Annotated in this window: 17 protein-coding genes and 1 tRNA gene; 5 read left to right on the top strand and 13 right to left on the bottom strand. The window is 68.0% G+C overall.

All coding sequences use genetic code 11. The annotated features are described in order from the left end of the window. Positions 1 to 8: 8 nt before the first annotated feature. Genes hisA through hisB form a run of 4 tightly spaced genes read right to left on the bottom strand, consistent with a single transcriptional unit; the run spans position 9 to position 2567 of the window. Entirely contained in the window at positions 9 to 749 is a 741-nt protein-coding gene (gene hisA / locus ACEQX1_RS10700) for a 1-(5-phosphoribosyl)-5-[(5-phosphoribosylamino)methylideneamino]imidazole-4-carboxamide isomerase (protein ID WP_370193007.1), read from the bottom strand. Positions 750 to 786: 37 nt separating this feature from the next. Next, positions 787 to 1440 (bottom strand): imidazole glycerol phosphate synthase subunit HisH, encoded by a 654-nt coding sequence (gene hisH / locus ACEQX1_RS10705; RefSeq protein ID WP_370193009.1) that lies wholly within the window; start codon positions 1438 to 1440, stop codon positions 787 to 789. 4 nt (positions 1441 to 1444) lie between these two features. Further along, the gene (locus tag ACEQX1_RS10710; protein WP_188075431.1) at positions 1445 to 1936 is read right to left on the bottom strand and encodes a DUF2628 domain-containing protein; all 492 of its coding nucleotides are present in this window, start codon (positions 1934 to 1936) and stop codon (positions 1445 to 1447) included. A 22-nt stretch (positions 1937 to 1958) separates the two neighbouring features. Next, positions 1959 to 2567 carry an imidazoleglycerol-phosphate dehydratase HisB gene (gene hisB, locus ACEQX1_RS10715; protein WP_188075430.1) on the bottom strand — a complete coding sequence of 203 codons (609 nt, stop codon included), beginning with the start codon at positions 2565 to 2567 and terminating at the stop codon, positions 1959 to 1961. 181 nt (positions 2568 to 2748) lie between these two features. Here hisB and hslV point away from each other — a divergent pair, with 181 nt between their 5' ends. Then, entirely contained in the window at positions 2749 to 3309 is a 561-nt protein-coding gene (gene hslV / locus ACEQX1_RS10720) for an ATP-dependent protease subunit HslV (protein ID WP_024352245.1), read from the top strand. Positions 3310 to 3381: 72 nt separating this feature from the next. Here the strand turns inward: hslV and ACEQX1_RS10725 are convergent, their stop codons facing one another. From ACEQX1_RS10725 to aroA, 5 genes are all read right to left on the bottom strand, one after another. Beyond that, positions 3382 to 3996 carry a GNAT family N-acetyltransferase gene (locus ACEQX1_RS10725; protein ID WP_370193011.1) on the bottom strand — a complete coding sequence of 205 codons (615 nt, stop codon included), beginning with the start codon at positions 3994 to 3996 and terminating at the stop codon, positions 3382 to 3384. A 130-nt stretch (positions 3997 to 4126) separates the two neighbouring features. Then, positions 4127 to 5827, bottom strand: a complete 1701-nt coding sequence (gene rpsA, locus ACEQX1_RS10730; RefSeq protein WP_024352247.1) for a 30S ribosomal protein S1 — start codon at positions 5825 to 5827, stop codon at positions 4127 to 4129. Between the two features lie 294 nt (positions 5828 to 6121). After that, positions 6122 to 6757, bottom strand: a complete 636-nt coding sequence (cmk, locus tag ACEQX1_RS10735) for a (d)CMP kinase (RefSeq protein ID WP_230786979.1) — start codon at positions 6755 to 6757, stop codon at positions 6122 to 6124. A 4-nt stretch (positions 6758 to 6761) separates the two neighbouring features. Further along, positions 6762 to 7166, bottom strand: coding sequence for a hypothetical protein (locus tag ACEQX1_RS10740; RefSeq protein ID WP_370193693.1), 405 nt, complete (start codon positions 7164 to 7166; stop codon positions 6762 to 6764). A 1-nt stretch (position 7167) separates the two neighbouring features. Next, positions 7168 to 8532 carry a 3-phosphoshikimate 1-carboxyvinyltransferase gene (aroA, locus tag ACEQX1_RS10745; RefSeq protein WP_370196820.1) on the bottom strand — a complete coding sequence of 455 codons (1365 nt, stop codon included), beginning with the start codon at positions 8530 to 8532 and terminating at the stop codon, positions 7168 to 7170. Between the two features lie 434 nt (positions 8533 to 8966). On the opposite strand from aroA, the gene ACEQX1_RS10750 reads away from it, so the two are divergent. Together ACEQX1_RS10750 and ACEQX1_RS10755 are read left to right on the top strand one after the other, a co-directional pair. Then, complete coding sequence (locus ACEQX1_RS10750) at positions 8967 to 9416, top strand: TIGR02300 family protein (protein ID WP_024352251.1); 450 nt, start codon at positions 8967 to 8969, stop codon at positions 9414 to 9416. Positions 9417 to 9618: 202 nt separating this feature from the next. Next, positions 9619 to 9694, top strand: a tRNA-Ala gene (locus ACEQX1_RS10755). 157 nt (positions 9695 to 9851) lie between these two features. On the opposite strand, the gene ACEQX1_RS10760 is transcribed toward ACEQX1_RS10755, so the two are convergent. The 4 genes from ACEQX1_RS10760 to ACEQX1_RS10775 all read right to left on the bottom strand — a co-directional run bounded on the left by ACEQX1_RS10760 (position 9852) and on the right by ACEQX1_RS10775 (position 15047). Further along, entirely contained in the window at positions 9852 to 10583 is a 732-nt protein-coding gene (locus ACEQX1_RS10760) for a pentapeptide repeat-containing protein (RefSeq protein ID WP_370193690.1), read from the bottom strand. A gap of 160 nt (positions 10584 to 10743) precedes the next feature. Continuing rightward, on the bottom strand, positions 10744 to 12036 hold the full coding sequence (locus tag ACEQX1_RS10765) for a DUF2254 family protein (protein ID WP_370193688.1): 1293 nt from the start codon (positions 12034 to 12036) through the stop codon (positions 10744 to 10746). Positions 12037 to 12055: 19 nt separating this feature from the next. Continuing rightward, entirely contained in the window at positions 12056 to 13531 is a 1476-nt protein-coding gene (locus ACEQX1_RS10770) for a sensor histidine kinase (protein ID WP_228241246.1), read from the bottom strand. A gap of 148 nt (positions 13532 to 13679) precedes the next feature. Next, positions 13680 to 15047, bottom strand: a complete 1368-nt coding sequence (locus ACEQX1_RS10775; RefSeq protein ID WP_370193687.1) for a hydrolase — start codon at positions 15045 to 15047, stop codon at positions 13680 to 13682. Between the two features lie 207 nt (positions 15048 to 15254). Between ACEQX1_RS10775 and ACEQX1_RS10780 the strand changes: the two genes are divergently transcribed. Both ACEQX1_RS10780 and ACEQX1_RS10785 read left to right on the top strand, forming a co-directional pair. Next, positions 15255 to 16217, top strand: coding sequence for a TAXI family TRAP transporter solute-binding subunit (locus ACEQX1_RS10780; protein ID WP_024350962.1), 963 nt, complete (start codon positions 15255 to 15257; stop codon positions 16215 to 16217). Between the two features lie 166 nt (positions 16218 to 16383). Beyond that, the gene (locus tag ACEQX1_RS10785) at positions 16384 to 19185 is read left to right on the top strand and encodes a TRAP transporter permease (RefSeq protein ID WP_370196821.1); all 2802 of its coding nucleotides are present in this window, start codon (positions 16384 to 16386) and stop codon (positions 19183 to 19185) included. The last annotated feature ends 150 nt before the right edge of the window (positions 19186 to 19335 follow it).

Consider the following 19335-nt stretch of genomic DNA (forward strand, 5'->3'; position numbering starts at 1 on the left):
CTCCTGGCTCAGCCCTTGCCGGACAGGACGTCCAGCGCTTCCTTCGGGTCGATGCGGCCGTCATAGAGCGCCCGGCCGGAGATCGCGCCTTCGAGGCGTTCGGCGTCGGGCATGGTCAGCCGCACGACATCGGCCAGCGAGGCGAGGCCCCCCGAGGCGATCACCGGGATCGAGACCTGTTCGGCCAGATCGATGGTGGCGTCCCAGTTGATCCCCGTCAGGATGCCGTCGCGGTCGACATCGGTGTAGATCACCGCCGCAACACCGGCATCCTCGAACTGGCGGGCGAGATCGACCACGGTCAGCTCGGAGGTCTCGGCCCAGCCCTCGACGGCGACCCTGCCGCCCTTGGCGTCGATGCCGACCGCAATCTGGCCGGGGAACCGCCGGGCCGCCGCGCGGACGAGGTCGGGGTCGCGCACGGCGACCGTGCCGAGAATGACCCGGGCCAGACCCTTTTCCAGCCAGCGCTCGATGTCCTCCATCGAGCGGATGCCACCGCCGAGCTGCACCTTCATCTGCGAGCCGACCGCCGCGAGAATGGCGTCTACCGCGGCGTCGTTGACCGCCCGGCCGGCAAAGGCGCCGTTCAGATCCACCACATGCAGATGGTCGAAGCCGGCGTCGCGGAACTCGCGGGCCTGGGCCGCGGGGTCGGCATTGTAGACCGTCGCCTGGTCCATCAGGCCGAGCTTCAGGCGCACGCAGGCGCCGTCCTTGAGGTCGATGGCGGGGAAGAGAATGGGCATGGCGTCCAGGGCTTTCAGGCGGCCGCGTGCGGCCGGATCAGGGGTTCCACGACAGGAAGTTGGCGATCAGGCCGAGCCCCAACGTCTGGCTCTTTTCCGGATGGAACTGGGTGCCGGCCTTGTTGCCATTGGCAACGATCGCCGTGACCGGCCCGCCGTAATCGGCCGTGGCGACGACGTCGTCCGGGTTCGTCGCCACCAGGTGGTAGGAATGCACGAAATAGGCGTGCAGCCCGCCTTCCTCGGTGGGGATGCCGGCCAGAAGCGCGTGGTCGTGATTCACGTGAATGGTGTTCCAGCCGATCTGCGGCACCTTCAGCGTCGGGTCCGACGGCTCGATCCGCACGACGTCGCCCGGGATCCAGCCGAGGCCCTCGGTGACCGCCTTCTCGCGGCCATAGGACGACATCAGCTGCATGCCGACGCAGATGCCGAGAAAGGGCCGGGCCCTGGTCTCGACGGCTTCGCGCAGCGCCTCGGTCATGCCGGGGACGGCATCGAGCCCGGCGCGGCAATCGGCATAGGCGCCGACGCCCGGCAGGACGATGCGGTCGGCGGCCAGCACCACACGGGGATCGTCGGTGAGGACGATCTCGGCATTGGCATTGCTCTCGCGGGCGGCGCGCTCGAAGGCCTTGGTGGCCGAGCGCAGATTGCCCGAACCGTAATCGACGATGGCGACGGTCTGCATGTGTCTATCGTTGCTCCATGGCACCGAAGAACCCGGCGCTGCGGGTCGAGGTTCCGCGGCGGCGCGACATCGGTCCCGGCGCCGGCCACGGCGCGGTGGCGCTCGCGGGATCGGCGGGCCGACCGGCCGTGGAAAAATAGGTGAGCTCCGCCTCGGCCCGGTCGCTGGCCAGGAAGGCGGCGCTCTCGCGCCATCCCTTGCGGCGATAACGCCAGGCGCGCAGGCTCGGGCCCTCCAGCGCGACGAGAAGGCCGACGAGAAGCTGGAGAAGCGAGGCCGCGAAGGAATGGCCGCTGGCCTCGCCCCACAGGCTGATGGCGACGAGCACGAGCAGCGTCGCGAGACCTTCCAGCCAGAGCCGGTAGCGCCACAGCCACAGGACGGTGAACAGGAACGCCCAGAAGGAGAAGCCGTCGCGCACGAAGACCACGCCGTCGGAGCGCGCCCCCGTGGCGGTCTCGCCGGGCTCGAAGGCGATGAAGCGCTTCAGGCCCATGGCCGTCCCGCCGGCCGCCCGGTCACGCCAGCGTGCCCTTGGTGGAGGGCACGAGGTCGGCCTGGCGCGGATCGATCGCCACGGCGTCGCCCAGCACCCGCGCCACCGCCTTGAAGCAGGTCTCGGCAACGTGGTGGGCGTTGCTGCCGTAGAGATTGGTCAGGTGCAGCGTCACGCCGGCATTGTGCGCCAGCGCCTGGAAGAATTCCTGCACCAGCTCGGTGTCGAAGCTGCCGATCTTGTGGCGCGAGAACTCGGCCTTGAAGACCAGGAACGGCCGGCCCGACACGTCGATCGCGGCGCGGGTCAGGCACTCGTCCATGGCGAGGTCAAGCGAGGCGTAGCGGCGGATGCCGCGGCGCTCGCCCAGCGCCTGGCGGATCGCCTGGCCAAGCGCGATGCCGGTATCCTCGACCGTGTGGTGGTCGTCGATGTGGTGATCGCCCTTGGCCGAGATGTCCATGTCGATCAGCGAATGCCGCGACAGCTGTTCGAGCATGTGGTCGAAGAAGCCGACGCCGGTGTCGATGGTCGAACGGCCGCTGCCGTCGAGATCGACGCGCACGCGGATCGCGGTCTCGTTGGTCTGTCTCTCGACGACGGCATCACGCCGCCCGGCAGTCTGGCCCATCGCTGTCACCTTCGCGGGGAATATCCCGGCGCTCTTACCACCGCCCCATGGCACATGTCACCTCGCAGGCCGCTTCCTTGGCAAGGCCGGCCCGAAGGCCCACATGGGGCGCGGATCGGCGGTTCCTGCGGCCTCGATCGGCGCAGCGGCCCGCTGGATGGAAAAGGACAGTGCGATGAGCATGGAAAACCACGACCCCGCCACGATCTACGGCACCACCATCGTCACCGTGCGCAAGGGCGGCAAGGTGGTCATCGCCGGCGACGGGCAGGTGTCGCTCGGCAATACGGTGATGAAGGGCAATGCCCGCAAGGTGCGCCGGATCGGCAAGAAGGGCGATGTCATCGCCGGCTTCGCCGGTGCGACCGCCGACGCCTTCACCCTCTTGGAGCGGCTGGAAGCCAAGCTCGAGCAATATCCCGACCAGCTCATGCGCGCCTGCGTCGAACTCGCCAAGGACTGGCGCACCGACCGCTATCTGCGCCGTCTGGAAGCGATGATGATCGTCGCCGACCGCCAGGTGACGCTGACGCTCACCGGCAATGGCGACGTGCTGGAGCCCGAGCACGGCGTCATCGCCATCGGCTCCGGCGGCAATTACGCCCTGGCCGCGGCACGCGCCCTGGCGGATACGGATTACGATGCCGAGGAGATCGCCCGCCGCGCCATGAAGATCGCCGGCGAGATCTGCATCTACACCAACGACAATGTCGTCGTCGAAAGCCTCGACGAGACTGCATGACAATTCGGAGGCGTCGCGAGGCGCCTCCGTTTCATACCCGCCGGCGACCAGCGCCGGCGTAGCAATCGCGGATCAGCCCGCCACGCGCTCACCGATCATCGGGAAATGCGGTGCCGCCTGCCGGTCGAACAGGCCGGTGAGCCTCGGATCGTCGGCGATCTCGACCATCTGGCGGACCGGCGTGAAGCCCGAGCGCCGGTAGAAGGCCATCGCCTTCGGATGATCCATCGTGTTGGTGTGCAGCCAGAGCTTTGCGATCGGGCGGGCGAAGGCGGCCGCGATGGCGCGGCCCATCATGAAGCGCGCCGCGCGGGTGCCGATCAGTGCCTCGGTCACGCCGAAGAACACCAGTTCGCAGGCGCCGTCCTCGCGGAAATCCAGCTCCACCAGCCCCTGCGGCACGCCGTCCACGTCGAGCGTGTGGATCGCCACATCCGGATGCCGGATCGTCGCGGCCAGCTCCTCGGCGGGCAGCGCCAGCCGGGAATACCAAAGATGATTGCCGCCGATCCGGCGATACAGCGCCTCGTACCAGGCCGGATCGGGCTCGGTGACGCGCTGGAACTGCCAGTTCGCCTCGCCCGGCAGCGGCTCGAGCCCGGCCGGCGGCGCGGTCATCTCCAGCACCGTGGCGATGGCGGCGATCTTGCCGGGCGGGATGGCGGTGAAGCCGTCGGGAAGCTGCATGGCGGTGCGCTCTGTGTCTGGAGAAGCTGACGAGAAAAGGCCCGCGGAGAGCTCTCGCCGCGGGCCTTCATGATTCACGTGAAACATTCCGCGCCACCTGAGGCGACGCGGAATGCGAAGGCCCTAGGGCCTATTCTTCGTCGCCACGACCCTTCAGGGCCGCGCCGAGGATATCGCCCAGAGACGCGCCGGAGTCGGACGAACCGAACTGTGCGACGGCTTCCTTCTCTTCGGCGATCTGCAGCGCCTTGATCGACACGCCGACGCGGCGCGCCTTCTTGTCGAACTGCGTGACGCGGGCGTCGATCTTCTGGCCGACCGAGTAACGCTCGGGGCGCTGCTCGTCGCGATCGCGGGCGATGTCGGAGCGACGGATGAAGGAGGTCAGATCGGTATCGACGATCTTCACTTCCAGGCCGCCATCCTTCACTTCCGTGACCTCGCAGGTGACCACGGCGCCGCGGCGCACGTCACCGGCTTCAGCCGCCTCGACGAACGGATCGCCGCCGACCTGCTTCATGCCGAGCGAGATGCGCTCCTTGTCGATGTCGACGTCGAGCACCTGGGCCTTGACGAGGTCGCCCTTGTTGAACTCCTCGATGACCTGCTCGCCCGGACGGTTCCAGTCGAGATCCGACAGGTGGACCATGCCGTCCACGTCGCCGTCCAGACCGATGAACAGGCCGAACTCGGTCTTGTTCTTGACCTCGCCCTCGACGATCGTGCCGATCGGGAACTGGTCGCGGAAGCTCTCCCACGGATTGGCGAGCGTCTGCTTGAGACCCAGCGAGATGCGGCGCTTGTTCGGGTCGACCTCGAGAACGACGACCTCGACCTCCTGGGAGGTGGAGAGGATCTTGCCCGGATGGACGTTCTTCTTCGTCCAGGACATCTCGGAGACGTGGATGAGGCCTTCGATGCCCGGCTCCAGCTCGACGAACGCACCGTAGTCGGTGATGTTCGTGACGCGGCCGGTGACCTTGACGCCCATCGGGTACTTGACGCCGATGCCATCCCAGGGATCGGCCTCGAGCTGCTTCATGCCCAGCGAGATGCGATGCGTCTCCTGGTTGATACGGATGATCTGGACCTTCACCGTCTGGCCGATCTGCAGGATCTCGGTCGGATGGTTGACGCGGCGCCATGCCATGTCGGTCACATGCAGCAGACCGTCGATGCCACCGAGGTCGACGAAGGCGCCGTAATCGGTGATGTTCTTGACGATACCGTCGACGACCTGACCCTCTTCGAGGTTCTGGACGATCTCCGAACGCTGCTCCGCACGGCTCTCTTCGAGCACGGTCCGGCGCGAGACGACGATGTTGCCGCGACGCTTGTCCATCTTCAGGATCTGGAACGGCTGCGGCGTGTTCATCAGCGGGCCGACGTCGCGGATCGGACGGATGTCGACCTGCGAGCGCGGCAGGAAGGCCACGGCCCCGTCGAGGTCGACCGTGAAGCCGCCCTTGACCTGGTTGAAGATCTGGCCTTCGACCTTCTCGTTGTTGTTGAACTTCTCCTCGAGGCGAACCCAGCTCTCCTCGCGGCGCGCCTTGTCGCGCGACAGGACGGCTTCGCCGAGGGCGTTCTCGATGCGCTCGACATAGATCTCGACGACGTCGCCGACCTGGAGACCACCGTCTGCGCCCTTGGCGCCGAATTCCTTGAGGGCGACGCGGCCCTCGACCTTCAGGCCGGCGTCGATGACGGCCATGTCTTTCTCGATCGCGACGACGGTGCCCTTGACGACCATGCCTTCGGCGACGTCCTGCTCATGGAACGAGGCTTCGAGCAGTGAGGCGAAATCTTCGCGCGGGGATACGTTGGACATTCCTACTCCTTGGGGACTCTCTCGGTCTGGTCGAGAGAGCAGCGCGCCGTGGGGCGAGGCCCCGGGTCAGACGTTGCAAACGTCCGGGATCGCGGTCCGGCCCATCCCGGCGTAAACGGCGGGGAGGGGCCCGAAGGACGACCGCCGTCGGGGCGGGTCGGCATTCGTGCGGCGCGCGGGACCGCGGCCGGACAGGTGATATCGAAGCTCTGGGCAGGGCCGGCAGATACGCGCAGGCCGATAGCCGAAAAGGACGTGGTCCAGTTCTGAACCCGCCCCGCAAACTCCGTTCCGTCAGGCCAGGGCGCGATCGATGACCGCGCAGGCCGCCTGGAACGCCGCTTCTATACCCAATTCGCTGGTGTCCAGCAAGTGTGCATCGGGCGCCGGCCGCAGCGGCGCGATGGCACGGCCGGCATCGCGGGCGTCGCGCTCGCGCACTTCGGCGAGAATCCGCTCGTAATCGACATCGCGGCCCTTGGCGGCGAGTTCGTCTGTGCGCCGGCGCGCCCGCACCTCGGCGGAAGCCGTGACGAAGATCTTCACCCGCGCCTGCGGGCAGATCACCGTGCCGATGTCGCGGCCATCGAGCACCGCACCTTCTGCGCGGGCGGCGAAGCTGCGCTGGAATTCGGTGAGCGCGGTGCGGACCGCGCCGTGCACGGCGACGCGTGAGGCGAGCTCGCCGGCCTCGCGGCCGCGCAGCGATCCGTCGTCGAGATGGCTTGTGTCGAGCTCGGTGGCGATCGCGCCGGTGGCCTCTGCATCGTCGAGATCGACGCCGCGATCGTCGGCGAGCTTGCCGACGGCGCGGTAGAGCAGCCCGGTATCGAGATAGGGCAGGCCGTAATGCGCCGCGACGCGCTTGGCCAGCGTGCCCTTGCCGGCCGCCGCGGGCCCGTCGATCGCGATGGTGAGCGCCGTGGTCATGGGGTCAATCCGTATTGGCCGACGCATCCGGTCCGGGCGTCGGAGTGGCAAGGATGGCGACACCGCGGGCGTCGAGAACCAAGAGCACGGCGGCGATCACCGCGCCGAGGAGATAGGGGATCGCCACCATGAACAGGATCAGCGCCAGTTCGCCGATCTTGCGGGCCGCGCCGATGACGAAGTCGATGACGCCGTTGCCGGTGGCCAGCACCGCATCGCCCGCGCCGAGCGGCGCATTGGCATGGAGGATGGCCAGGACAACGCAGCCGGCGACGAAGAGCGGCATGGGAAGCAGTGCGGCGAGGCGGCCCTTCAGGGTTCCCGGCGCGGCCCGCAGCTGGCGGGCGCGATAACGCCCGTAGATGAAGGCCAGCGGCGAGAAGAACAGGAGCGCCAGAAACGCCGTCAAATCATGCTCCGTCGGACAGGTCGGCGCCGAGGCCGGCCATCATCGCCTGGAACGCCGGGAAGCTGGTCGCGATCATCCGGGCGTCATCGACGGTGACGGCACGCTCGCAGGCCATGCCCAGCACCAGGAAGCTCATGGCGATGCGGTGGTCGAGATGGGTGGCCACCGTGCCGCCGCCATAGGCGCCGTCCGGGCCGCGGCCGTCCGGATTGCCGGTCACGGTCAGCCAGTCGGCGCCCTCCTCGTGAACGATGCCGTTGGCGGCGAGCCCGGCGGCAACGGCGGCGAGGCGGTCGCTTTCCTTGACCCGCAGCTCGTCGAGGCCGCGCATCACCGTGGTGCCCCTGGCGAAGGCGGCGGCCATGGCCAGCACCGGATATTCGTCGATCATCGACGGCGCGCGCTCGGCCGGCACCTCGACCGCCGTCAGTTCCGAATGGCGCACGCGCAAATCGGCGACATCCTCGCCGCCGGCCACGCGCCGGTTCAGGATCTCGATCGACCCGCCCATCTCGATCAGCGTCTCGACGAGGCCGCTGCGGGTCGGGTTCATCAGGACGTTCTCCACCGTCACGTCGGAGCCCGGCACGATCAGCGCGGCGACGACCGGGAAACCCGCCGAGGACGGATCGCCCGGCACGGTGAAGTCGGCGACGCCCTTGAGGTCGCCCTGGCCCTCGAGCCGGATATGGCGCACGCCCTCGGCGTCGGTCTCCACTTCCAGCGCGGCGCCGAAGCCCTGCAGCATCTTCTCGGTGTGGTCGCGGGTCATCACCGGCTCGACGACGGTGGTGATGCCGGGTGCGTTGAGACCGGCCAGAAGCACCGCCGATTTCACCTGCGCCGACGCCATCGGCACCCGGTATTCGATCGGCGCGGCGACGCGCGGCCCGTGCAGCGACAGCGGCAGACGGTCGCCCGAACGCGCCACGACCTGGGTGCCCATCAGCCGCAGCGGGTCGAGGACGCGGCCCATCGGGCGCTTGGAGAGCGAGGCGTCGCCGACGAAGGTGGCGCCGAAATCATAGGAGCCGACCAGCCCCATGGTCAGGCGCACGCCGGTGCCGGCATTGCCGAAATCGATGATGCCCTCGGGCTCCAGGAGGCAGCCATTGCCAACGCCCTCGACCACCCAGGTCTCGCCGTCCTTGCGGATCTGTGCGCCCATGGCGCGCATGGCATTGCCGGTGGCGATCACGTCCTCGCCTTCCAGGAGCCCGGTGACGCGGGTCGTTCCGGCTGCGATTCCGCCGAACAGGAAGGCGCGATGCGAGATCGACTTGTCGCCGGGAACCGTGACCGTGCCGGTCAGCGCGGCCGAATGGCGAGCGGCGATCGGCCGGGGGTTGGCTGCGCTTCCATGCATGTGACGTTCTTCCCGGTTCTCTCTGGCCCCGCACGGGTGGCCTGGCGTCGTGGCGCGGCGGGCGAAGGGCCCGGCCGGCGGCATCGGGGCCGCGCGGCGGCCACCCTGTCGTCCCGCCTGCCGGGGTGGAAATCGGCGGCCGGGACGGCGGCCCTTTCTGTCGCCCGAATCGGGCTTTGACAAGGGCCGGTCTAGGCCGTATGGGACCAACCGATTTTCAACGGACCGGCACAGCGTCGCGAAAGCGCCAGATACCGGCCGCGTCACGGGCTTGCCGCGGCGGGGCCGGCGGCTTCGTCGCAGCGCTCGGCGGCCCGGTCCGCCTGTTCCGGCCTGGGCCGCGGATCGGCGGACATCGACCGCCGCATGCAACCCGGACCCCGATCAACCAGTTGGACGCGTCAGGCGACCATCCCGATCATCACGAGGCGATAATGGCGAAACCCGAACTTGGTACCAAGCGGACCGATCCCGAGACCGGGAAGAAGTTCTACGACCTGAACCGCGATCCGATCGTCTCGCCCTTCACCGGCAAGACCTATCCGCTGTCCTTCTTCGAGACCGTCGAGGTTTCGCGCTCCTCTGCCGCTGCCGCCAAGGCGAAGGCCAAGGCGGCGGCCGCCAAGCAGGCGGCCGACGAGGAAGAGGAGGATGAGGACGATACGGTCGAGATCGAGCAGACCGACAACACCGTGTCGCTCAACGACGTCGAGGAAGAAGAGGGCGCCGGCACCGCTAAGGCCAAGCCGGATGTCGACGAGACCGACGACGAAGACGCCACCGACGACGACGATGACGACGCCGCCTACCTGCCGGACGACGAGGATGACGACGACGACGTCTCCGACATCATCGGCGGCGGCCGCGACGACGACGAGGACTGATCGGTTCTTCCGGGCACGGAACCGTCGGCCGACCGGCCGGCGGGACCGTGCGAAAACAGGCGGTTCCGGAAAATTTGCCGGCATCGCATCCTGACGAGGGAAAACCACTTGACCCTCGCGGCGGGCTTGATTAAACCCCGCCCACACAACGCGAGCCCGACCACCAGACGGGCTCCGACATTCGCCGGTCAACCGGCGGCGTGGGGCCATAGCTCAGCTGGGAGAGCGCTACAATGGCATTGTAGAGGTCAGCGGTTCGATCCCGCTTGGCTCCACCAAATTCTTTCCTCACCATTCTGAATAAGCAGCGCCATCGGACGGTCCGTTCCTGTGCCCCTGCTGGCTGATCGTCTGTTCTGGCCTTTGCCACGGCGAGCGCCGGTCGCGTTATTGTTCGCGGCCCTCAGTCAGGCCCTGTCGACCGTTTCTGCGTCTTCACTCCACCGGGCATGGCCAGTCGGCCGGGCGCTGCAGGCCGTCGGGCAGGCGCGTCGCGTCGTCGCCGCAAGCGAGGTCGAGCTGCGCCTGTTCCAGCCCCGTCGCGGTCGAAAGATCCAGCCCCTCCAGCCGCGTCAGGTACAGATAGGCGCCGGTGAAATCGGGCTGTCCGGTCAGGGTCGCGCCGGTGAACTGGGCGCGGGCGAGATTGGCGTAGCTGAAGCGGGCCCCGGTGAGGTCGGCGCCGCGAAACGAGGCGCGGCCGAGTTCGGCCTTGTCGAAGCGGCTGCCGGGCAGCTTGGCAGCATCGAAGCTCGCCCGCTGGAATTCGCCGCCCTCGAAGGCCGCGTCCCTGGCCGCCAGATAGGACAGGTTGGCGCGGTATCCCTCGACCTTGCGGAAGCTGGCCCCGTCGGCCTGTGCCCCGGCCAGCGACGCGCGCACCAACGTCGCCTTCTCCAGATTGGCTTCCGCGAGATCCACGTTGCGCAGATCCGTGAGGGTGAAATCGGTGTCGCTCAGGTCGGCGCCTGCCAGATCGACGCCCGACAGCATGAGATTGCTGCGGTCGCAATGGCTCCAGTCGATGCCCGGCTCGGCCGAGGCCTTGCAGTCGGCGGCCAGCGCGGACGGCGCGGCGAGACCGAGCGCCAGCCCCAGGACGCCGGCGATCAGCGCCACGGACCCCGCGCGTGAATTGCCCGAACCGATCGCTGCCGCGTCGCTCATGGCGCGCTGTCGCCTGATGGGTGTCACCTGCGTTCCTCCCGCGCCGCCGGGCGCTTGCTTGCGACTATCGCCGTCGCGGCGTTGCGAGACAATCGGGCCATGTGCCTCATGGTGATGAAACGGCGAGCCTCACCGCCGGTTGCAGCGGACCCGCGTGCCGTTACGCATCGTGCAGGATGGCCGCCCCGTCCCATGCCGCGGCGATCGCGGCGCGGTCGCGATCGGCTCCCGCTTTTCTGTCGGCCTGATCGGCGAGCGCGCGGGCCTGATCTTCCAGGAATTGCCGGATCCCGGCATCGCCGATCATGCCGGTTGCCCGGCGCAGCATGGCGATCAGCCGGATTGCCACCTGCGGATTGGGCGCCGCCGCGTTTCGCAACGCGTCCAGCGGCGTCCGGAACAGCCGGATGAAGGGCTCATCGACCGCTATGACGCGCGCGGTGCCGGCCGCGTCGGCCACCCATTGCGGATGCTGGGGGAGCTGGCCCTGGGCGACCAGGATCGGGCCGAGCCCGTCGATACAGGCAAAGGCCGTGTAGAAGTCGTTCACCGCCGGCGACAGGGCCCGGCCGGCGATCTCGACCAGAAGATTCACGTGGAACGGCGCGCCCTGCGCGCCGCTGCGGAACCGCCCGATGCCGAAGGCGCGCGTCAGAGCTGTCGCCTGCCCGTCGTCCAGCGGGTCGCCTGCGAGAACCGCGAGCGGCTCGCTCCGCATCACATAGTCGCCGACGCTCACGACGAGCTTCAGATGCCCGCCCGCCTCGCCCATCCGGTCGGCCAGCGCCAGGCGGTCGATCGTCTCCACATAGCCGTCGCGTGGTGCGGCGAGCCCGCGGCCGGCGGTCCAGTCGATCGTCGGGGCCGTGGCCGCCAGTCTGCGGAGCGGCGTCGCGTCGGCCACCGCGTCCATGCGGAGCGCCGTGATGTCGGTGTCGACATGGATGATGCGGCCGAGATCGTGCAGGGCGAAGGCCAGCCACGAAATGACGAAGAGCGTGACGACGAGCAGCGTGAACAGGGTCAGGCGCGCATAGCCGTCCTCGCCGTCGCCGGCATTGACGGCGGCCAGCGCGATCAGGGCCCAGGCGAGGGACCCCAGCAGGAGGCCGATGGTGAAGCGGACCCGGCCATGGCCGATCCAGCGGTCGATCAGCCGTACCCCGAGATTGCCGGCGGCAAGCGTCAGCACCAAGAGCGTGATCGAGAAATACAGGGAGACGAAGGTGGCGTGGACCGCGGCGAAGGTGTTCGCCAGCTCGCGCGCCGTGCCGCCCGACAGGGCGAAGGGGTAGCCGAAGCTGCCGATCCAGGCCGATGCGCCGCCGGCATCGAGCAGCAGAAGGGCGAAGGCGATACCGATCGCCGCTGCGATCATCAGGACCGGCAGGCCCCAGAAACTGTGCCACAGAAGGCTCGCGAACCAGCGCAGGGGCGAGTTCGGGCCGGCCATCAGCGGCGCGGCTGCCGGCTCAACCGAGCGATCCCGTCAGCCGGAAGACAACGCCGGACGGCGGAAAGTCGAGCTGGCCGCCACCGTCGAAATACGATCCGACGATCCGCTCGATCAGCCGCGAGCCGAAGCCCCGCCGGCTCGGCTCGTCCACATGGGGGCCATCGCGCTCGATCCAGTCGAAGCGGAAATCCTTGTCGGGCCCGACGTCCCAGCTGATCTCCACCTTGCCGGTCGGCATCGACAGCGAGCCGTATTTGGCGGCGTTGGTCGCCAGCTCGTGCAGGGCCAGCGACAGGCCGAGCACCTGCTGCGGGCTGAGGACGACGTCCGGGCCCGAAATCACGATCCGGCCCTGACCGGCGCGGTGGGCGGCCAAGGCCTCGTCCACGACCTGGCGGATCCCGGCGCCGGACCAGCTCGTCTGGGTCAGGATGTCCTGCGCCCGCGCCAGCGCCTGCACCCGGCTGGAGATCGCGTCGCGCCCCGCATCGAGGGATTCGGCGGTGCGCAGGCTCTGGGTAACGATCGACTGCACGGTCGCCAGGACGTTCTTCATCCGGTGCGACAATTCGTGGGTCAGTTCCTTGCGCTGTTCCTCGGCCTGATACTCGACCGTGCGATCGCGCAGGATCTTCAGATAGCCGATCTGGACCTCGTCCTCGCCCATCAGCGGCATGATCTCGCCCGACGCCCAGAACCGGCTGCCGTCCTTGCGCTGGTACCAGCCTTCGCCGATGCCGCGGCCGGTCTCGCGCGCGGTCGCCATTTCGCGGACGGCCAGGTCGGCCTCGCGATCGACGGCCGTGAACACCAGCGCGGCGGGCCGGCCCAGCGTCTCGGTCTCGCTCCAGCCGAAGATCTGCTGGGCGCCCGGGCTCCAGGAGGTGATCTTGCCGTCGAGATCGGTGGTGATGATCGCGAAGTCCACGGCGCTGTCGACGATCTGCCGGTACTGCGATTCCAGCCGGCGCACGTTGCCGAGGGCGGCCTTGGTGCGCCGCAGGGAGCGATGCAGCTCGAGCTGGACGGAGACCTGCCGGGCGAGAAGACGCAGCGTGCGGATCTGGTGGGCGTCGAGCTCGCGCGGCGTGTGGTCGAGGACGCACATGGTGCCCAGCGGCAGGCCTTCGGACGAGCGCACGAGAACGCCCGCGTAAAAGCGCAGAGGCGGGTCGCCATAGACCAGCGGATTGTTGTCGAAGCGGGAATCCTGCGTCGCGTCGGGCACGATCATCATGTCTTCGGCGAGCAGCGCATGCTTGCAGAAGGAGATGTCCACTGGCGTCTCGCGCACCCCGAGCCCGACCTCGGCCTTGAAGAACTGGCGGGTATCGGAGACGAAATTGACCACCGCGATGGGCGTGCCGCAGACCTCCGACGCGATCCGGGCGAGATCGTCGAACTCCTCCTCGCGGGGGGTGTCGAGGATCTCGTACGCCTCGAGCGCCTCGATCCGTTCGGCTTCGGTGTAGGTGGGGGTGAGGATGGTCAATGCTGATACGGGCCGCCGGCGCATTCTTCGAAGGTCATGGAAGGGAACTAGACGTCTACCCCCTGTCATCGCAAGAGTAAGGGGGTTTTGCCGCCGAACAATGGCTGCGGCACAAATGCCGCCGGATACCTATCCGAGGCCCGCAGCGTCAGTCGGTCAGCTCGATCCAGACGACATCGTTGGGGTCGTCGGGCGAGGTTCGGGCCGCGATGACCTCGCCGTCGAAACCGCCGGTCACCGTCTGCGGCGTATCGCCGGGGATCGCGACGGCGGCCCGCCAGACCGAGGGAACCGGCTCGTTTTCCGGGCGGCCGGCGATCGGCAGGGCATCCAGCGTGGCGTTGTCGTCGATGCCGAAATAGCCGCGCGGCCGCATCATGCCGACGATCTCGCCGGGCGCCGAGAGGTCAGGCGCCGGATACAGCCGCAGATGGGCGAGCGTCGTGGAGCGGGGGAAGGGCGCGCGGTAGATCCGCGTCAGCGGATAGTTTTCTGCGGCGATCACGAATTCGTAGGCCGCATCCGGCGCGGCGCGAAACGGCCCGTAGCGCCCGTCCTCGCCGACCGTCTGGCTGAACACCGCGTCGCCAAGGCGTTCGCCGGTCCGGCTGTCCACCGCGAAGATGTCGAGCGTGGCGCCGGCAAGGGGGCGGTTGGTGGGGGCGCCATTGGCAAAGCCTGAGATTTCCCCGCCGATCTGCGGCTGCTCTTCCGGCGTGATCTCCAGTCGGACCGGCGGCTTGCCGGTGATCGCCGTGTACATGGCGATGAAGGCTTCGGGCGAGGAGGCCGTCTCGCGATGGTCGGCGCCGTCCAGTACCACCGTCGGCGCGCCCTCCAGTTCCGGCGCGTCGTAGGAAATCCCGGTCTCCTGCTCGGGCAGGCCGATAAACCGGCCGTTGGGCTGGGCGTAGAGATCGAAGCGGTCCGACCGCGGGATCGTCGTCGGGATGCCGTCGGGAATGGCGGGCGGCGTGTTGAGGGCGGTCAGGAACGCGCCGGCGCCGTTATATTCCGATCCGGTCCGCTCCTCCGGGTTCACATAGACGCCGTGATGGACGCAGCCGGCCAGCACCATCGATGCCGTCCTGGCCGCCCCGCCGAAATTCTTGACGTAGTTGCGGGCGCTCTGGCAGCCGCGGGAGTGACCGACGATGGCGACCTTGTCGGCATCGGTCTCGGCGAGCGCCCTGTCCACGGTTGCCGCAACGGCGCGGGCGGCGTCTTCGGTCGAGGAGCGGTTCTCCTGCGCCACCTTGTCGTCGAGCCGCGCCGCCGGGTGGTCGATATCGACGGCGAACAGCCGCTCGGCCGGCACGCCGTTGCTTTCGAAGCGCCACAGGACCGGCATCCAGAAGGCGGCGGAATCGCTGTCGCCATGCACGAAGACGATGGGCGGCACGGCCTCGTCAGGCGCCGCCGCGGCGACGGAGGGTCCGCCGGCGACGATCCCGCAAAGGGCCGTCGTCAGCGCGGCCAGGCCCATGCCGCGTCCTGTGCGTGTCCGGCGTGTCATGGGGTCCTCTTCCGCCATCTGCGTGGTCGAAGAAAGGGCGCCGCCGGACCTTGGCAACCACCCGCACCGCTTGGACGGCGTTCGGGGCCGGGTGCGGCCCGCCATCTTGCACTCGAGGGGGAAAGTTGTCTTACTGCCGGCACTTGGCCCGACCGAACTCTCCGCTAGGATTGAGGGTCTGACCGAACAAAAAAGAGGAAGCTCCCAATGAAGAAAACCGGATGGGTCGCAGCCGGGCTTGCAGCCCTTGCCATGTCGACCGGCGCGGCCACCGCGCAGGAAAAATTCATCACCATCGGCACCGGTGGTCAGACCGGTGTGTACTACGTCGTCGGACAGTCGATCTGCCGTCTGGTCAATCGTGAGAGCGAGAAGAACGGTCTGCGCTGCACGGCGCCGTCGACCGGCGCATCGGTCGCCAACATCAACGCCATCAAGGCCGGCGACCAGACCATGGGCGTCGCCCAGTCGGACATGCAGTACAACGCGCTCGAGGGCCAGGATCCCTGGAAGGACGATCCCTTCGCCGGTGAGCGTGCGGTCTTCTCCATCCATCCCGAGCCGATCACCGTCGTCGCCCGTGCCGATTCCGGCATCGAGAGCTTCGACGACCTGAAGGGCAAGCGCGTCAACATCGGCAACCCGGGCTCCGGCTCGCGCGCCACGATGGAAATCATCATGGACCGCAAGGGCTGGTCGATGGACGATTTCTCGCTGGCTTCCGAGCTGAAGGCCGCCGAGCAGTCGCAGGCCCTGTGCGACAACAAGGTCGACGCCATCATCTACACGGTCGGCCATCCGAACGGCTCGATCCAGGAGGCCACCACCTCCTGCGCCTCCAAGCTGGTCCCGGTGACCGGTGAGGAGATCGACAAGCTGGTCGACGAGAACCCGTATTACTCCAAGGCGACCATCCCGGGCGGCCTCTATGAGGGCAATGCCGAGGACACCGAGACCTTCGGCGTGCGCGCCACCATGGTGTCGTCCGACCAGGTCGACGAGGAGACCGTCTACCAGGTGGTCAAGGCCGTGTTCGAGAACTTCGACCGTTTCAAGAAGCTGCATCCGGCCTTCGAGAACCTGACCAAGGAAGAGATGATCTCGGCCGGCAATTCCGCGCCGCTGCATCCGGGCGCCGAGCGCTACTACAAGGAAGCCGGCCTCCTGTAAGGCCCGCCATCCGGCCGGCCGGCGGCAGATGTCCGCCGGCCGGCACCCTTGCGCTCCGCCCATGCGGGGCGTCGGCGATGACGAGAGGCCGGTCATGCGACCCGCCGCCCGTCGTCCCGAAACGTTCCTGTAGTCGCGTATCAGACAGGCGGAGTGACCAGCTGCGATGGCCCGAGACCCACGTCATTCCGACAGCCTCGACGACGAGCGCAACCGCACCATCGATTCCGTCGACGTCGAATCCGCCACCTCCCGGCAGGAGCAGCTCGACGAGCTCGTCGCCTCCTCCGACACCGGCGGACGCAGTCCCGCCAGGCCCGTTGCCTATCTGATCTCCGGCGTCGCGCTGGCCTGGTCGCTGTTCCAGCTCTGGATCGCCTCGCCGATCCCCTTCATGGTCGGCTTCGGCGTCTTCAACGACACCGAGACGCGCTCGATCCATCTCGCCTTCGCGCTGTTCCTGGCGTTTCTCGCCTTCCCGGCCTCGCGCTCGATCCCCCAACTCGTGCTGGGCGCCGGCGTGCCGCTGCTGCTCGGCTATCTCTTCCTGGAAGGGGCGACCGGCGTCCTGCCGGGCTGGTACATTCCCGTCATCACGGTGACGATGGTCGTCTTCGCGCTGCTGCCGTCGCCGTCGCGCCGCGTCCTGCCCCATGAATGGGTGCTGGCGATCGCCGGCGCGGCGACCGCCTCCTACCTGTTCTTCGCCTATACCTCGATCTCGGGCCGCGTCGGCGCGCCCAACATGACCGACTTCATGGTCGGCACGGTCGGCCTGATGGTGCTCCTGGAAGGCACGCGACGGGCCCTCGGACCGGCGCTGATGGTCGTGGCGACGGTGTTCCTCGTCTACACCTTCCTCGGCCCCTACATGCCGTCGATCATCGCCCACAAGGGCAACTCGCTGTCGGAGGTGGTCAACCACCAGTGGATCACCACCGAGGGCGTCTTCGGCATCGCGCTCGGCGTGTCGACCTCCTTCGTCTTCCTCTTCGTGCTGTTCGGCTCGCTGCTCGACAAGGCCGGGGCCGGCAGCTACTTCATCAACGTCGCCTTCTCGCTGATGGGCCACATGCGCGGCGGACCGGCCAAGGCCGCCGTCGTCTCCTCGGCCATGACCGGCCTGATCTCCGGCTCGTCCATCGCCAATGTGGTGACCACCGGCACCTTCACCATTCCGCTGATGAAGCGGGTCGGCTTCTCGGCTGAAAAGGCCGGCGCCGTGGAGACCGCGTCCTCCGTCAACGGCCAGATCATGCCGCCGGTGATGGGCGCGGCGGCCTTCCTGATGGTCGAATATGTCGGCATCCCGTATTTCGACGTGGTCAAGCACGCCTTCCTGCCGGCGGTCATCTCCTACATCGCGCTGGTCTACATCGTGCATCTGGAAGCGATGAAGGCCGGCATGCAGGGCCTGCCGCGCGCCTACGAGCCCAAGCCGTGGCTGCAATGGATCGTCGGCGTCGTCTTCGGCATCCTCGTCCTGTGCGCCCTGTCCTTCGGCGTCTATTACGGCATGGGCTGGATCCGCCCGGCCTTCGGCGACAATGCCGGCTGGGTGGTCTTCGCCCTGCTCGTCGCGGTCTATGTCGGCCTTCTGTGGTACGGCGCGAAATATCCGGCGCCGAAGATGGACGATCCGGACAAGCCGATCACCGAACTGCCGCGTCCGGGCCCAACGGTGAAATCCGGCCTGCATTTCATCCTGCCGGTCGTCGTCCTCGTCTGGGCGCTAATGGTGGATCGCCTGTCGCCGGGCCTGTCGGCCTTCTGGGCGGCGGCCTTCATGATCTTCATCCTGATCACCCAGCACCCGATCACCGCCTTCTTCCGCGGCACCGGAGACTATGGGTTCCAGACCACCCGCGGCTTCCTCGACCTGATCGACGGCCTGATCACCGGCGCCCGCAACATGATCGGCATCGGCATCGCCACCGCCACGGCCGGCGTCATCGTCGGCGCCGTGTCGCAGACCGGAGTCGGCTCGGCGCTGGCGGAAGTGGTGGAGGTGCTGTCCGGCGGCAATCTGATGGCGATCCTGCTCCTGACCGCCGTCCTGTCGCTGATCCTCGGCATGGGCCTGCCGACGACCGCCAACTACATCGTCGTCTCGGCGCTGCTCGCCCCGGTCATCGTCACGCTCGGCGAGGCCAACGGCCTGATCGTGCCGCTCATCGCGGTGCATCTCTTCGTCTTCTATTTCGGCATCATGGCCGACGTGACGCCGCCGGTGGGCCTTGCCTCCTTCGCGGCGGCGGCCGTTTCGGGCGGCGATCCGATCAAGACCGGCGCGATCGCCTTCTTCTACTCGCTGCGCACCGCCGCGCTGCCCTTCCTGTTCATCTTCAACACCGACCTCCTGCTGATCAATGTCGACATCCCGCACGGCATCTTCATCGCCATCGTCGCGACGATCGCCATGCTCTTGTTCGCGGCGGCGACGCAGGGCTGGTTCCTCACCCGCAACCGCGCTTATGAATCCGTCGCGCTGCTGCTGATCGCCTTCACCCTGTTCCGGCCGGGCTTCTGGATGGACATGGTGGTCGCGCCCTATTCCGAGCGGCCGGGCAGCGAGGTCGTCGAGGCGGCGGCCGAGACGCCGCAGGACGAGCCGCTGCGACTGCGCATCGACTATCTCGATGCCTTCGGCGAGCCGTCCCAGCGTTCGGTCGAACTGCCGCTTCCGGCCGGCGCGACCGGCGAGGAACGGCTGCAGAATGCCGGGCTCGAACTGATCGACCGCGACGGCAAGACGATCATCGACAATGTCGCCTTCGGTTCGGCCGCCGAGAAGGCCGGGCTCGACTGGGACCAGGAGATCACCCTGGTGCGCACGCCCACCGATCAGCCGTCGAAATACTGGATGTTCATTCCCGCGCTTGCGGTGCTCGGCCTGATCGTCTGGGCCCAGCGCCGCCGGCGTCCGGCGGACGAGACGCATCAGGGCCAGACGGCCGTCGCGGCCTGAGGCGCGTTCGCGACATCGCGGGAAGCCGGCCGACCCTGTTCGGCTAAGCTGCTATCGAAGCAGGCCCGTCAGATCGGAAGAGCACACGTCTGAACTCCAGTCACGTGACTGCATCTCGTATGCCGTCTTCTGCTTGAAAACGGGGGGGGG

It is taken from the genome of Aurantimonas sp. (assembly GCF_964217435.1).
GTDB classification, from domain to species: domain Bacteria; phylum Pseudomonadota; class Alphaproteobacteria; order Rhizobiales; family Rhizobiaceae; genus Aurantimonas; species Aurantimonas coralicida.

Coding starts and splice junctions, on each gene's coding strand:
- hisA (WP_370193007.1), bottom strand. CDS start 749: ATGCCCATTCTCTTCCCCGCCATCGACCTCAAGGACGGCGCCTGCGTG.
- hisB (WP_188075430.1), bottom strand. CDS start 2,567: ATGGGCCAGACTGCCGGGCGGCGTGATGCCGTCGTCGAGAGACAGACC.
- hisH (WP_370193009.1), bottom strand. CDS start 1,440: ATGCAGACCGTCGCCATCGTCGATTACGGTTCGGGCAATCTGCGCTCG.
- ACEQX1_RS10725 (WP_370193011.1), bottom strand. CDS start 3,996: ATGCAGCTTCCCGACGGCTTCACCGCCATCCCGCCCGGCAAGATCGCC.
- ACEQX1_RS10760 (WP_370193690.1), bottom strand. CDS start 10,583: ATGAGCGACGCGGCAGCGATCGGTTCGGGCAATTCACGCGCGGGGTCC.
- ACEQX1_RS10765 (WP_370193688.1), bottom strand. CDS start 12,036: ATGGCCGGCCCGAACTCGCCCCTGCGCTGGTTCGCGAGCCTTCTGTGG.
- ACEQX1_RS10750 (WP_024352251.1), top strand. CDS start 8,967: ATGGCGAAACCCGAACTTGGTACCAAGCGGACCGATCCCGAGACCGGG.
- cmk (WP_230786979.1), bottom strand. CDS start 6,757: ATGACCACGGCGCTCACCATCGCGATCGACGGGCCCGCGGCGGCCGGC.
- aroA (WP_370196820.1), bottom strand. CDS start 8,532: ATGCATGGAAGCGCAGCCAACCCCCGGCCGATCGCCGCTCGCCATTCG.
- rpsA (WP_024352247.1), bottom strand. CDS start 5,827: ATGTCCAACGTATCCCCGCGCGAAGATTTCGCCTCACTGCTCGAAGCC.
- ACEQX1_RS10775 (WP_370193687.1), bottom strand. CDS start 15,047: ATGACACGCCGGACACGCACAGGACGCGGCATGGGCCTGGCCGCGCTG.
- ACEQX1_RS10785 (WP_370196821.1), top strand. CDS start 16,384: ATGGCCCGAGACCCACGTCATTCCGACAGCCTCGACGACGAGCGCAAC.
- ACEQX1_RS10710 (WP_188075431.1), bottom strand. CDS start 1,936: ATGGGCCTGAAGCGCTTCATCGCCTTCGAGCCCGGCGAGACCGCCACG.
- hslV (WP_024352245.1), top strand. CDS start 2,749: ATGGAAAACCACGACCCCGCCACGATCTACGGCACCACCATCGTCACC.
- ACEQX1_RS10780 (WP_024350962.1), top strand. CDS start 15,255: ATGAAGAAAACCGGATGGGTCGCAGCCGGGCTTGCAGCCCTTGCCATG.